General features: G+C 62.0%; 9 protein-coding genes. 1 reads left to right on the top strand and 8 read right to left on the bottom strand.

All coding sequences use genetic code 11. The features are described from left to right. Positions 1-260 precede the first annotated feature (260 nt). The gene (locus tag D180_RS02385; protein WP_017911527.1) at positions 261-647 is read right to left on the bottom strand and encodes a helix-turn-helix domain-containing protein; all 387 of its coding nucleotides are present in this window, start codon (positions 645-647) and stop codon (positions 261-263) included. Positions 648-796: 149 nt separating this feature from the next. Between D180_RS02385 and D180_RS02380 the strand changes: the two genes are divergently transcribed. After that, positions 797-1,804 (top strand): NAD(P)-dependent alcohol dehydrogenase, encoded by a 1,008-nt coding sequence (locus tag D180_RS02380; protein WP_017911526.1) that lies wholly within the window; start codon positions 797-799, stop codon positions 1,802-1,804. A 99-nt stretch (positions 1,805-1,903) separates the two neighbouring features. On the opposite strand, the gene D180_RS02375 is transcribed toward D180_RS02380, so the two are convergent. The 7 genes from D180_RS02375 to D180_RS02360 all read right to left on the bottom strand — a co-directional run. Next, a complete protein-coding gene (locus D180_RS02375) occupies positions 1,904-2,254 on the bottom strand; it encodes a SymE family type I addiction module toxin (RefSeq protein ID WP_043090342.1) in 351 nt (116 codons plus the stop codon). 798 nt (positions 2,255-3,052) lie between these two features. Beyond that, entirely contained in the window at positions 3,053-5,236 is a 2,184-nt protein-coding gene (locus tag D180_RS22745; RefSeq protein WP_081616373.1) for a helicase C-terminal domain-containing protein, read from the bottom strand. 129 nt (positions 5,237-5,365) lie between these two features. Beyond that, the gene (locus D180_RS23740) at positions 5,366-6,805 is read right to left on the bottom strand and encodes a hypothetical protein (RefSeq protein ID WP_157835408.1); all 1,440 of its coding nucleotides are present in this window, start codon (positions 6,803-6,805) and stop codon (positions 5,366-5,368) included. 263 nt (positions 6,806-7,068) lie between these two features. After that, a complete protein-coding gene (locus D180_RS23350) occupies positions 7,069-7,275 on the bottom strand; it encodes a hypothetical protein (RefSeq protein ID WP_106406899.1) in 207 nt (68 codons plus the stop codon). Positions 7,276-7,602: 327 nt separating this feature from the next. Continuing rightward, the gene (locus D180_RS02370; RefSeq protein WP_017911522.1) at positions 7,603-9,453 is read right to left on the bottom strand and encodes a beta-galactosidase family protein; all 1,851 of its coding nucleotides are present in this window, start codon (positions 9,451-9,453) and stop codon (positions 7,603-7,605) included. A 134-nt stretch (positions 9,454-9,587) separates the two neighbouring features. Further along, complete coding sequence (locus D180_RS02365) at positions 9,588-11,930, bottom strand: GH92 family glycosyl hydrolase (RefSeq protein WP_017911521.1); 2,343 nt, start codon at positions 11,928-11,930, stop codon at positions 9,588-9,590. A 130-nt stretch (positions 11,931-12,060) separates the two neighbouring features. Next, positions 12,061-13,436, bottom strand: a 1,376-nt coding sequence (locus D180_RS02360; protein ID WP_017911520.1) for a glycoside hydrolase family 125 protein, incomplete at its 5' end; no start/stop codon positions are given.

Below are 13,436 nucleotides of genomic sequence, written 5' to 3'. Positions count from 1 at the left end.
GCTCCAGGTCGTGGCAGGTTGTTCGAGGCGCCCTTCAGTCCCGACGCCTTCCAACGTCGGTAGTCGGGAGACCTCGTTGATCGCTGACGTCTGCAAATAGGCCTCCCTTCGCGATTGAAGCTCACTAGCGTCGCCGGATCTTGCATCTACAGCGGTGTCGCTATCGACCATCGACGTTCCGCGACGCCACGTCGTGCTTCCTGCCGCGTTGCCGTCGCCTCGTGGTGCGCGCGCCGGTTTTCTTTCGGCGCTTGCCTGAATCAAGTAGCCGTCGCTACACCACGCACGCACTCCGGGGCGTCGGCCGGCGCGCGCGCCAGCTCGCGGGTGCGATACGACTCGCCCCATTCGCGCAAGCTGATCAGCACCGGCGCGAGGGAGTGGCCGAGCGGCGTCAGCGCATATTCGACCTTGGGCGGCACCTGCGGATAGACGTGGCGCACGATGACGCCGTCCTCCTCGAGCTCGCGCAACTGCAGCGTCAGCATGCGCTGCGTGGCATTGGGAACCAGGCGCGTCAGTTCCATGAAGCGCTTCTTGCCGGAGAGCAGGTGGAACAGGATCACCGGCTTCCACACCCCGCCGATCACCGACAGCGTGACTTCGACCGCGCAGCCGCTCTTGCCATCCAGACGTTTCAGACGCATGGTCGTTGTACCTACAAAATTGATAGTACCTGCGAAAATTGTACGTTCTTGCGATGCAGGAAGTGCGTCCCGACAATGCCTGCAATGCGGTTTCGCTGCAACCGATGCGGCGCTGCCCCTCGCCACTTTCCCCCAAGGATGTCTTGCCCATGAAAGCCATCACCCTGCGCCAGCCCGCTGGCCTCGAGAACCTCCGCCTCGTCGATCTGCCCGACCCCGGCCAGCCGGGCGCCGGCGAACTCCGCGTGCGCGTGCATGCCAGTTCGCTCAACTTCCACGACCTGGGCGTGGTGACCGGGCGCATGCCCAGCGCCGACGGCCGCATCCCGATGTCCGACGGCGCCGGCGTGGTCGAAGCGGTGGGCGAGGGCGTGGACGAGTTCGCCGTGGGCGACGCGGTCGTCTCGACCTTCTTCCCGACTTGGCTGGAGGGCGGCCCGACCATCGCCGATTTCGCCACCGTGCCCGGCGACGGCGTCGACGGCTATGCACGCGAATACGTCGTTCGCCCCGCGCACTGGTTCACGCACGCCCCGCGCGGCTACAGCCACGCCGAAGCGGCGACGTTGACGACCGCCGGGCTCACCGCCTGGCGCGCACTGGTGGTGGACGCGCACCTGAAGGCCGGCGACACCGTGCTGGTGCTCGGCACCGGCGGCGTGTCGATCTTCGCCCTGCAGTTCGCCAAGCACATGGGCGCCACCGTCATCGCCACCTCGTCCTCCGACGAAAAGCTCGCGCGTGCGCAGACGCTGGGCGCGGACTTCACCATCAACTACCGCCGCGACACCGACTGGGCGGCCAAGGTGCTCGACTACACCAACGGCCGCGGCGTCGACGTGGTGATCGAAGTGGGCGGACCCGACACGCTGGGCCAGTCCATCCGTGCTTGCCGCATCGGCGGCCACATCGCCCTGATCGGCGTGCTGACCGGCATTGCCGGCCAGGTGCCGACCGTGGCGCTGATGCAACGCCACCAGACCCTGCAGGGCCTGATCGTCGGCAGCCGCCGCCACCAGCGCGACATGGTCCGCGCCCTCGACGCAACCGGCATCAAACCGGTGGTCGACCAGACCTTCGCGCTGGAAGACATCGCCGATGCGTTTGCGCATCAGGCGGCGGGGAAGCATTTTGGGAAGTTGTGCTTGTCGATCTAGGGAGGGGCGGGGGCAGTGCACTCTGTCCCCTGTTTTTGAAGACAAAGCGATTGGACGCCATTCCCGTGATTCCCCGGTGCGGGATGGGCGACGGCCGGATCAGTCCTTGCTGGCCAAGCTCACCACCAGTTCGCCGTCGCGTACCTGCACGCGCAGGGTGCTGCCGATGGTGAAGCCCAGTTCTTCCATCCAGCGGCCGCCCAGGCGCAGCGCGGGCGTGCGCTTGCCGTTGGCGGAGTGGCCGCAGCCGACGGTGCACTGCTGTGGCGAGCGTGGGCGGCGGGGCGGTCGCGAGGCGCGGGCAAGATCGGCGGCGTTGGCGGCGGCGATCTGTTCGGGCGTCAGCATGGGGGTGAGCGACGACTCGACGATCGTCCACTGCGGGCAGTGGCGATGCTTGTGCGACTTGCGCTTGCGGGGAGCGGCGGGGCGGGGTGACGGTTGACGCATGGCACAGCCTCCTTGGCAGACAGGAACCCGCGCCGAACGGCGACGGGATGTCGGGAGGTTAGAAACCGCAGAGAGCCGGCGGGCTTATTTCCCCGAAGGGTGTTGTATTCGCCGCCCTCCCGACGCAGACAGCGCGTCGGAGTGTGCCTGCGAACAGGCACAAAAAAACCACCGGTTTGACGGAGGTGGGTGCCGCTCTCTGAGGAGTTTCTACGCTCCTTGAAGGGATGGTGCTACTGGTTTTTAGAGATGTCAACTGGTATGGATAGTGGCGCGAAGATGCGCTTTGGAAGTTAACCTGACCCCGTTATCCCATCAGGGCAGAAACAGGTAGGTCAATACAGCTCAGCAATAGACAGCCGTAACTATTGACCGAAGGACAGCGGTCGCCGTTAGCCCATCAGCACCTTTGGACGGGAGCGCAGCCTGCATCGAATTGTGAGTTGGCGAACGCTGTCTTACGTTCACACGCACACCGTGCGGGTACCTCAGGTTCTCCTCTGGGTGACCTGGTTTCCTAGCGAGCGAAGCTGTCCAGGCAGCAACATGTGTGGCCCAAGTAGGCCTTGAATGTTGGAGGGACTGGAAAGGAAAAGAGCACCTTGTGTAACCGCCGAGCTGCAGAGCCTTCTGAATTGGCTGAGAATCTGCTCCAGGTCGCTCTGTGTCCAAACCCTTGCGCCAAAGGAAAAGTCGTCGGCAACATCGGCTTGAACAACGTTGCTTACTATAATTGGATTAATTTGTTCAATATGCCGATAGTTTTTATTTAGCCAAAGGATGCTTGACTGAAGTTGCTCAGCGTCTCCCTTGGATAGCAGCGCAGTCTTTCTCGCTTTTGACCTCGATCACGAAAGCCTCTGTGCCAAATAGCCACAGGTTATCGGGTCCACGATTAAAGAGGTTATCCGGACGTGATGACTCGGACCCAATCAGGTCGCCAAGCAGGCGTATAGATTCCTCTACAGTTTTATAGTCTTGGGAGAAATTCGTGCTCGCGCTCAGTGCGTCGATCGTCAAAAGAGATCCATTGGGATGCGTGAATGAACGCAACCACTTTGCGATGGATTCCGCCTGGTTAGTAATCTTGCGCATCTGAACCGGCATGAGCATTGGCGGTCGGGACACGTTAGGGTTGTCCGAGAAAGCAGACAGCTGAAGATTCATTGCGCTAGGCTGATCGAAAAAATACTGATAGCGTGCTGCAGTTTGCTTCGCGACGCCGCGGAGGTCGAGCTCATCGATTGCGTCAGCGGCACTTTGCAGAAGTTTGCTTGCGCTAACGTAGTCCCTTGCTAGCGCCTTACGGCTCGCCTCACGCTCCAGTCTAGCGATTTCGATCTTGTCTTCGATAAAGTTCAGTGTCTCGCTTGACGCATCTACTTTTGATACCTCCTGTTGGTAGAACATCTTCCAACCCGGATCGCGTTTAAGAAGTTGATTGATAGTTCCGACTACCGCACTTGCGATACCGTTTTCGTCATTCAGGGCGGATGACACTATGCGGCCAATTTCCAGCTGTCTGACTGTGAAAGGAGACAAGTTGCGAGCGACTTCCGACCTGGATATGAAGCTTGCAATGTCCCGGCCGCCTAGTATCACCGCGCAGTAATCAGATGAAGATCGGACGGCTCGGCCCAAGCCTTGCTCTATTTTGGTGGCGACCTTTCCGCGCATCCCAGTGACGAGGCCAGTTTTGGAAGCATCCTGCCTGTCTGCAAGGCTTTCGGCGAGTGGAAGTCCGTCAACGATCAGTAGCCGGCATGCGCTGTCCGGCAGGTCGACACCATCGTACCTCTGAGCAAAGACAACAATATTGCCTGAGTTACTTTTTCTAAGGGATTTAAGAATTTCGCTAATTGATTCTTTCTTTGCAAGGGTTGCGCCGGCTGCGGCCCACTTTTCGGCTTTAGGGAATGAAGGGACGAGTACGACGACGTTAGCGACCTGCCTAACAGAAAGAGCTACGCTGATGAGGTCTAAGTCCGAGAAGGTGGGCTCAATTAGAGACGGCACGAGAACCATTCGCTCCCCGATTGAAGATTCGCCCGAGGCATCAACTGGTTGTTTAGCTGACTGTGGATCACATCCTAGCTCACGTACCAAGACGCCCGCGTCATGGATGGACGCTGACATGAATAACCTGTGTCGCGCGTTGGCATAATGGGCGACGCGCTCGACCTGCGGAGGATCGAGCGTTATGTAAGCTTGCTGGCCCGACACGTAGATCCGAACTAGCTCAATGGCAGGTGAAATATTTTGCCAGTTGAATTTTAACTCCTGCGAGTTCGCAAACTGTGCGCATATCTCTGTAATTTGGCTCTGGAATCGCTGCTGCAGCCAGAATGGAACCTCAATTATGGCGTCAGACTCGCCCTTAGTGATTCCCGCCCAAGTCACCGGATCATGCTCTTTGAGTGCAGAAGCCAGTAGCTCGAGCAGTGCGGCATGTGCCTCAGTGGGTAGATCCGCTGAGAAATTGCTTCGGATGGATTCGATTCCGGAGTGGACGTCGTCAAGAACAATCGCACAGGGCGTGATACGCTGCCTGGCAAACGTTGACTTTCCATTAAAGAATTTGTCGTATGTGCAGACTATTATCGCCTGGGCCCTCGCGGCTTCCTCAGGTGCTTGAGGCTCCCTGGACCTCCAATGTAAAACGCGAAGTCCAATATTCGCGCCCTCGGATATCACTTGCTCAACTAGCTGGCTATTGGGTACTAGATAAACAGCTGGCTCTCTCAGCTTATCCATCATATGCTTCAAATAGAGCAGGCCAATCGTCGTCTTGCCGCCGCCAGTATTCAGCCTGACTACTAGGTCACGCTCCTCAATCCTGCCGGATAGGGCTTCCAGAGTCCGGATCTGAGATGGGCGCAACTCCACATGGCTGACTTGTCTATCAAGCGCTTGGAACGTTCCAATGATTGAGGTCGGCGCTTTCGAGCTACTGTTCTGAGCTAGTTTGGTAAAATCGATCATGACTTATCTCTGGATGAAAATGCCTCGATAGATAAGCTGCTACATGGCTTATCATGGCTGATGACCAGGACTTGATGAGATCCGGAATAAATGAAAGCTGAGGTTGGGCTACGCTCCAACCTGAGCTCACTAGCTTCTAATTCGCTCCACTGTGTCGAGCGCTTTTCTAAAGCACGGATGCACCTGAACCTCGTCGAAGCGGGGTTGGTGCGGGCCCATGTACGAGTAGAAGGTTCTTGTGCCCCCGCCTGAACCGCCAGCTATGTAATCACCTATAACACCAATTTCATACAAAATATCGATCATGCGAGCGACATCTGTTGCATCCACTAGCTTGTTAAACCAAGGGTGATTGATAGTCGAGACCGTCATGAGATTGACAATCATCCCTTCCAAGGTTTCGCGCCGAAGGTGATAGGGGCTACGGCTGTAGTGAGTTTTCCACGCTTGAAAGAAGTCGGCGATGCCTGGGTACTGATTCGAAAACTCTGAGCAGAGATCAGATAGCTTCCATGTAGAGTAAACTATTTCGGATTGCTTCAGTGCGTGGTCGTCTGGTGCATCGGAAGTCAGATCATTTGTGTAAAGGCGTGCAAGCTGTATCAGTTCGCGTGGCCGCGACAGGGTCCGTTCAATCATCCAGTTGTCAGTGTTGGAAGTCCCAACTGTCTCTGGGAAGACCGTGTTGAAGGCTGCGTCTCCAAGTGAATGAAGCCCGCGCCTCTGTCGGTTGAAGTTGATCCGTGCGTTGAGTACTGCCAAGAGTTGTGGTTTAGCCCATTTGATGGACTGAATGTCGCGGTACTTGTCTGCGTGCTGCGTTAGTGGCATAAGCAGGGAATAGACATCTTCCCGGAGAAAAACAATCGGAAAAATGTTGTTCGCTTTACCGTGCAAATTGAATGCGGCCCGAAGTAGCCCCAATAGCATTCCATTTGCGAGCCGAGAGTTGTCCCAGCCCTGATCGAGGTCATCTATAAGGACGACAAACTTTGCCCCGTGCTTTGTGATCTCAATTGCATGATGCTCGAGCGCATCCACTTCAGCTATCTCGCGGAGACGCTCTTCCAGGTGCATTCCAAACTCACCAAGCTTACCAACTGTTGCCTTAACCCGCGTCAGAACCTCGGAAATGTTCTCGACAAGGTCTTTTGAGGTCCTGTTTAGCTGAAGGGCCACTTGCCGGGCGAACTCCATGCTTTCAGTGGCGTACGTGCCCTTACTCGCGTGTCCAGCTGTAGACAAGCAGTCTAATAAGATCTGTCTTAGCCAGGTGTGCTGAAAGAATATCTCCTCCCCGTAGCCGCCTTGAAGCTCTGAGTCGTTCAGGACGCTCCGAATTGAATTGAAAGATGGAGATATATTTATAACATGGGTGTTGGGCTCCGCAGAGAAGTGTTTGAAAAGCTTTTCGCGTAGAGCACTTTTCCCCGCGCCCTTCCGCCCAACCACGAGCTGCTTTTGTCGGCCACTCAGCCGTTCGAAGGCTAAGGAATCTTGGAAATACTGAAGAAGGTTCGGATCGTTTTCAGCACTGTCAGCCCCCCAGTCGATCTCATGAATCCGCACGGTTTATCTCCCTTAACCCCGATTGATAGGGGGGTGTACCTCTAGTTGGGCAGCAGTGGCCGGCTATTTTCCTTTTGCAAACTCCCTCGCCGTATGGGGCTAGCAGGGAACTCAAGGCATGCCCGGTGTGAACGCGGCGGTTGACAGCGGGATTTGGCCAAGGTGCGGAAGGCTGCTGCCGACCTGCGACAGCTTGCTGGCGGTGAGCCGTAATGGGGTCAGGTTTACTTAGGATGTCAGCCTTACTCCATTCTACGCCCGGGTTATTCATTTTTGTTCAAGACGTACTTGAGCGATTGGCCGCAGGCTGCCTTGTAGCACTGACTGTAGAGCGTGAGCCAGTAGTCACGATTGGATTTATCGCCTGACTCGAACTTGTCGCCGATAAACGTCATGAGGTCGTATGCCACTCGAGCTTTGGAGTCCGACTGAATTTCTACTGGACTGGTAATGCGCATATCATTGCTCATTGTGAAGTCTCCTAGTTGAAGCTGCTTTGCATCATTTAGAGATAAGTAGAATATAAGCGGGAGATAAAGAACTATGTGGCACCACTGCCTTTCGGTGAGGTGTGGATTCCCGGATTCTATTTTTTCGGTCAACGCCGTTGCATAATCCCTTGCATCTAATTAACGTCCATTCCCATTGCGCTTTGTAAGCAAACGCGACGCTACCACTTGTTGACGTTCGTCACAAGTTAAAGGCCGCTCGGCGAACCGCCGGCGGCCTTAATTTGTAGACAAGTTGTTTGACCCCGCGCCATCCGGATTTACCGGACGGCTCGCTCCGCGAGTAACTCAGTTACTGGGCGTACTCCAAACCTGCCCCTTAACCCCGCGTACGCTGGCATTCGCCGCCCCATCCAAATCAAACACAATCACGCTGTTATCGCCCTTCCGCTGCCATGGCGCCGGAAAATACAACGCCCGCTGCTGCCCAATCTTCCAGTGCCTTCCCAGGTTATGGCCATTGGCCCAAGCGAAGCCTTTGCCGAAGGCGCGCATGTCCAGGAACGTATCGGCAGGCGTGCCGATCTTCAGCGTGCCGCGGTGGAACGCCGGGCCATCGACCTTGGCGGTGGTCCAGCCGGTGAGCTTGCTCGGGTCGTCCATCGGCAGGGGGAAGGTCTGCCAGCCGTTGAGGGGCTTGCCGTCGAGCAACACGGGGTCGACCAGGCCGGCGTGGCCGTCGGGGAGGTGGGCGCCGTAGTTGATGCGGCCGGTGTTCTCCACCAGGACGTCGAGGGTGTGGGGGCCGGCGGGGATGTCCACGTCCACCGCCACTTGCTGCAGGCGGCGCTCGGCGCTGCCGGCCAGTGTGCGGTCGACGTAGACGCGGGCGTAGTCGCGCACCTCGCCCAGGTACAGGCTGCCCTTGCGCGGGCCGGTGACGGTGGTGCGGTAGAGGATGTAGCCGTAGGCCTGGCCGTAGCGCTCCATCGGCTGCGGGGTGTCGGTGGTGGCGGCCGGGGCCGGCAGGTTGTCCCAGAGCGAGGCGGATTCGCGCAGCGGCGTGGTGGGGAGTTCGGCGAAGCGGATCGGCTTGGGCAGCGCGGGCGGGGCGATGCCGGTGACGCGCTGGATGGCGTCGCGGAACAGGGTGAACTTGGGGGTGGGGCGGCCGGCTTCGTCGAGTACGGCGTCGTAGTCGTAGCTGGTGGTCTGCGGGGCGTAGTGGTCGCTGGGGTTCTTCTGGAAGTTGGCGCCATTCATGAAGCCGAAACTGGTGCCGCCGACGAACATGTAGAGGTTGGCGGAGTGGCCCTGGCGCAGGATCCATTCGAACTCGCTGGCCTGCTTGGCGGCATCGGTGGCCGCGTGCTTCTCGCCCCATTGGTCGAACCAGCCGGCCCAGTATTCGCCCACCATCTGCGGTTGCCCGGGGCGGAACTTGGCCAGGGTCTCGAAGGCGTTCTTGGCGTCGCCGGGGGCGAAGTTCACCACGGCCAGGGTGTCGGGCAGGGTGCCGTTGGCGAGCACGTCCGGGCCGTCGGCGGTGAACAGCAGCGCCTTGTCGAAGCCGGCCTGGACGAACATGGCGCGGTTGCGGCGCATGTAGGCGTGGTCGTCGCCATAGGAGCCGTATTCGTTCTCCACCTGCACGGCGACGATCGGGCCGCCGTTGCCGTTGAGCCGCGGCTTGACCTGGGCGGCGAGTGCGTCGAGGTAGGCCTGGCTGGCGGCGAGGAAGCGCGGGTCCTGGCTGCGCACGCGCATGCCGGGTTCGGCGAACAGCCACGCCGGATAGCCGCCGGCTTCCCACTCGGCGCACACGTACGGGCCGGGGCGCAGGATCACGTTGAGGCCTTGCGCGGCGGCTTCGTCGACGAAGGCGGCGATGTCGTTGTTGCCGCTGAAGTCGAACTGGCCCGGCCGCGGTTCCACCAGGTTCCAGAACACGTAGGTCTCCACCGTGTTCAGGCCCATCGCGCGCGCTTTCTGCAGGCGGTCCTTCCAGTAGGCGCGGGGGATGCGCTGGAAGTGGATGGCGCCGGAAATGACTTGGTACGGCTTGCCGTCGCGGATGAAGTGATCGCCCTGGGTGGCGAAGGCGGGCCAGGCGGTGCCGCTGTCGGCCGCGCGCACGTGGGTGGCGGGCAGGGCGAACGCCAGGGCGAGGGCGAGAGCAGCGAGGATCTTACGCGGCATGGGGGGATTCTCTAAAAAAGCGATGCGATTGCGACAGTAGGACGACCGGAGCGCGCGCCGTCGTGCATCGGGTCACGCACAGGCGCGGATGTGGGAACCACCAATCCCGATTCCCCAATCGCGATTCCCGGCCGTCAGCTAAACGATGGCGGCAGATCGTCCTTGCCCGCACCGAACGCGGTGTTGGGCTTGGGCCCCATCTCCAGTTCCAGCGTGCCGCCGGCGGCGAGGTCGGCGTGGCGCAGCCAGCTGCGGGTGTAGGGCTTGCCGTTCCAGCGTGCGCTCTGGATGTAGACGTTGGCCGGGCTGTTGCCGTGGGCGACGATGCGCAGGGTGCGGCCGTTGCCCACGTCCAGTTCGGCGCGCTTGAACAGCGGGCTGCCCAGCACGTAGTTGGCGCTGACCGGGTCCACCGCGTACAGGCCCAGTGCGCTGAGCACGAACCAGGCGCTCATCTGCCCGCAGTCCTCGTTGCCGGACAGACCGTTGCGCGCGTCGTGGTACTGCTCGCGCAGCAGCCGCCGCACCATCGCCTGGGTCTTGTACGGCTGCCCGGCGTAGGCGTAGAGGTAGGCGACGTGGTGGCTGGGTTCGTTGCCGTGCGCGTACTGGCCGACCATGCCGTCGATGTCCGGCGGTGCGTCCGCCGGCAGTTCGGAGCTGGTGGTGAACAGTTCGTCGAGCTTGGCGACGAAGTGGTCGCGGCCGCCGAACAGGTCCATGTAGCCGTACAGGTCGTGCTGGTTGAGGAAGGTGGCCTGCCAGGCGTTGGACTCGGTGAAGTCGCGCCACTGCGCGCTGTGGCCCATCGCGCGCGGATCGAACGGGGTGGCCCACTGGCCGTCGCTCAGGCGCGGCTGCACGAAGGTGCTTTCGCGGTTGAACACGTTGCGGTACTGGCGCGAACGTTCGCGCAGGTGCCTGGCATCGTCGTCGGCGCCGACCGCCTGCGCCAGGTGCGCCACCGCCCAGTCGTCGTAGGCGAATTCCAGGGTGCGGCTGACCGATTCGTCGACCTTGTCGCAGGGGATGTAGCCCAGCTTCCGGTACAGCGCCAGGCCGTGCACGTCGTCGTCCATAGCGCGCTTGCGCCAGGCCGGGTAGGCGGCTTTCCAGTCGATGCCGGTGAAGCCCTTGGCGTGCGCCTCGGCCAGCACCACGGCGGAGTGGTAGCCGATCATGCAGTCGGTCTCCACGCCCTGCAGCGGCCAGATGGCGACGCCTTGCGGGCATTCGTGGGCACCGCGCACCAGGCACTGCACCAGGTCGGGCACGCGCTCGGGCTGCACCAGGGTCAGCAAGGGGTGCAGGGCGCGGTAGGTGTCCCACAGCGAGTAGGTGCTGTAGTTGTGGTAGCCGGACGGCGCCTGGTGCACCTGCAGGTCCATGCCGCGGTAGCGGCCGTCGGTGTCGCTGAACAGGGTCGGCGCGATCAGGCTGTGGTACAGCGCGGTGTAGAAGATGCGGCGCTGCGCTTCGTCGTCGCTGTCGATGCGCACCCGGCCGAGTTCCTTTTCCCATTCGGCCACGGCGGCGGCGTGCACGCGGGCGAAGTCGAAGTCGGGCAGTTCCGCGTCGAGGTTGGCCAGGGCGTTCTCGGCGCTGACCGCGGAGATGCCGACCTTGACCAGCAGCGGCGCGTCGGCGGCATCGGGGTAGTGCAGGGCCAGTTTCAGCCGGTTGCCGTCGGCGCTGCGCGCGCTCGCGGCCAGCGGTTGGTCGTCGGCGTACAACTGCGCGCTGGCGAACGGCCGCGACAAGCGCATGGCGAAATAGATGTAGCGGCCCTTGGCCCACTGGTAGACGCGGCGGCCGCCGGTGACGGTCTGCGCGTCGACCAGGCGCAGGCTGGCGTCTTCGACGCGGGCGGGGATCTCCGGCTTGTCCTGCATGCCGTGGCACAGGTCCAGCAGCAGGTGCGCCGGCTTGCCCTTGGGGAAGTGGTAGCGGTGCAGGCCGGCGCGCGCGGTGGCGGTGAGTTCGGCATGCACGCCACTGTCCTTCAGGCGCACGCGATAGTAGCCGGGCGAGGCGGCTTCGTCGGCATGGTCGTAGCGCGAGCGGTAGCCGGCCTCGGGGTGCTCGCGCGTGCCGGGCTGCAGCTTCACCGGGCCGGTGGCCGGCACCACCAGGAAATCGAGCATGTCGCCGATGCCGGTGCCGGACAGGTGGGTGTGCGAGAAGCCCATGATCGAGCCGTCGTCCGCGTGGTAGCCGGAGCAGGCGTCCCAGTCGGCGTTGTAGGTGTCCGGGCTCAGTTGCACCATGCCGAACGGCAGCGTGGCGCCGGGGAAGGTGTGGCCGTGGCCGCCGGTGCCGATGAACACGTCGACGTTGCGGGTGAGCTCGGCCTTGGCGCGCGCATCGGCCGGCAGCGCGTAGCTGCCGGCGCGTGCCTGCGCCAGGCGCGCGATGCCGCTGCTGCCGAACAGGGCCAGGGCGATGGCGCCCTGCAGGAAACCGCGTCGTGTGGCCATGGTGCTGTCCTCGGGGTGTGCAGCGGTGCGGTGGGGGTATGTTTGCTGTTGTGGGAGGGACTTCCGTCCCGACGCGTTGTCGGTCAGGCCCGTCGGGACTGAAGTGCCTCCCACAGATGCAGTGATCGCGTCAGGCCTTCAGCAACTGCGGCTTGCGCTGGTGCAGGTCGATGATCAGTTCGCCGAACAGGGTGTTGGCCCAGGCGAACCAGTCGCGGGTGAAGGTGCTCGGGTTGTCCTTGTCGAAGGCCTCGTGCATGAAGCCGCTGCCGGCGTCGGTGGTCTTGAGCCACTGCAGGCACTGGCGGATCTGCGCGTCGTCGTCGCTGGCCAGGGCGTACTGCATCAGCGACATCGGCCAGATCGTGCCCAGGCCGCTGTGCGGGCTGCCCACGCCGTCGGCGGCGCGGCCGCGATAGAAGTACGGGTTGCGCTCGCTCCAGGCCAGCTGCCGGGTGCGCAGGAACACGGGATCGCGGCGATCGCAGCAGCCCAGGTAGGCCAGGCTCAGCAGGCCGGGCGCGTTGGCGTCGTCGATGAACAACTGGTTGCCGTAGCCGTCCACCTCGTAGGCCCAGAACGGCTGACCGTCGGCGTCGCGCATCTGCCCAAACTTTCGGGTGGCCGTCTCGACCTCGTCGGCCAGGGCGCGGCACTCGCCGGCGAAGGCGGCGTCGTGATGCAGCGCCTCGCTCATCGTCGCCAGTTGCCGCAGCGAGGTCACCGCGAACAGGTTGGCGGGGACGAACAGCGGGTACAGGCAGGCGTCGTCGGACGGGCGGAACATCGAGTGGATCATGCCGTTGGGCCGGGTCGGCTGCCCGTAGCCGTCCAGCACCAGGGTTTCGGTCGCCAGGGGCGAGGGCCGCTGGAAACTGTACGGGCCGCGGCCCTGCAGGCGCTGCTGCTCGCGGAAGGTGCGCACCACCACGTGCATGGCGTCGCGCCAGTCGTCGTCGAACGGCGCGGTGTCGCCGCTGGCGCGCCAGTACTCGTGCGCCAGGCGGATCGGGTAGCACAGCGAATCCACTTCCCATTTGCGCTCGCCGACCCCGGGCTTCATCTCGGTGATGTCGGCCACCGACCACTTCAGGCGCTGGCTGGTGCCGTCGGGCAGGAACGCGTTGGCATAGGGATCCAGGCGGATGCAGGCGGCCTGGCGCTGGATCAGTCCATGGAACATGCGCCGCAGCGCCGGGTCGCGCTTGGCCAGCGGTACGTAGGGATGCACCTGCGCGGAGGAGTCGCGCAGCCACATCGCCTCGATGTCGCCGGTGATGACGAAGGTGTCCGGCTTGCCGTTGCGGGTGCCGGTCTCGACGGTGGTGTCGAGGGTGTTGGGGTAGCAGTTCTCGAACAGCCAGGCCAGGCGCGGATCGGCGATGTCGGCCTTGACCGTGCGCAACTGGCGCTCGACCGCGGCGCTGACGAAGCGGCGCTTGCCCGGCGGCGGCCGCTTGCTGGGCAGCGCGGCAGAAGCCGACGCCGCGGCGGCGGCCGGCAGCA

Source organism: Xanthomonas sp. SHU 166 (assembly GCF_000364685.1).
Lineage (GTDB): Bacteria > Pseudomonadota > Gammaproteobacteria > Xanthomonadales > Xanthomonadaceae > Xanthomonas_A > Xanthomonas_A sontii.
Note: the sequence above shows the minus strand (reverse complement) of the source record. Positions and strands in the feature narration are given on the sequence as shown.

Coding starts and splice junctions, on each gene's coding strand:
- D180_RS02370 (WP_017911522.1), bottom strand. CDS start 9,453: ATGCCGCGTAAGATCCTCGCTGCTCTCGCCCTCGCCCTGGCGTTCGCC.
- D180_RS02380 (WP_017911526.1), top strand. CDS start 797: ATGAAAGCCATCACCCTGCGCCAGCCCGCTGGCCTCGAGAACCTCCGC.
- D180_RS22745 (WP_081616373.1), bottom strand. CDS start 5,236: ATGATCGATTTTACCAAACTAGCTCAGAACAGTAGCTCGAAAGCGCCG.
- D180_RS02385 (WP_017911527.1), bottom strand. CDS start 647: ATGCGTCTGAAACGTCTGGATGGCAAGAGCGGCTGCGCGGTCGAAGTC.
- D180_RS02365 (WP_017911521.1), bottom strand. CDS start 11,930: ATGGCCACACGACGCGGTTTCCTGCAGGGCGCCATCGCCCTGGCCCTG.
- D180_RS23350 (WP_106406899.1), bottom strand. CDS start 7,275: ATGAGCAATGATATGCGCATTACCAGTCCAGTAGAAATTCAGTCGGAC.
- D180_RS02375 (WP_043090342.1), bottom strand. CDS start 2,254: ATGCGTCAACCGTCACCCCGCCCCGCCGCTCCCCGCAAGCGCAAGTCG.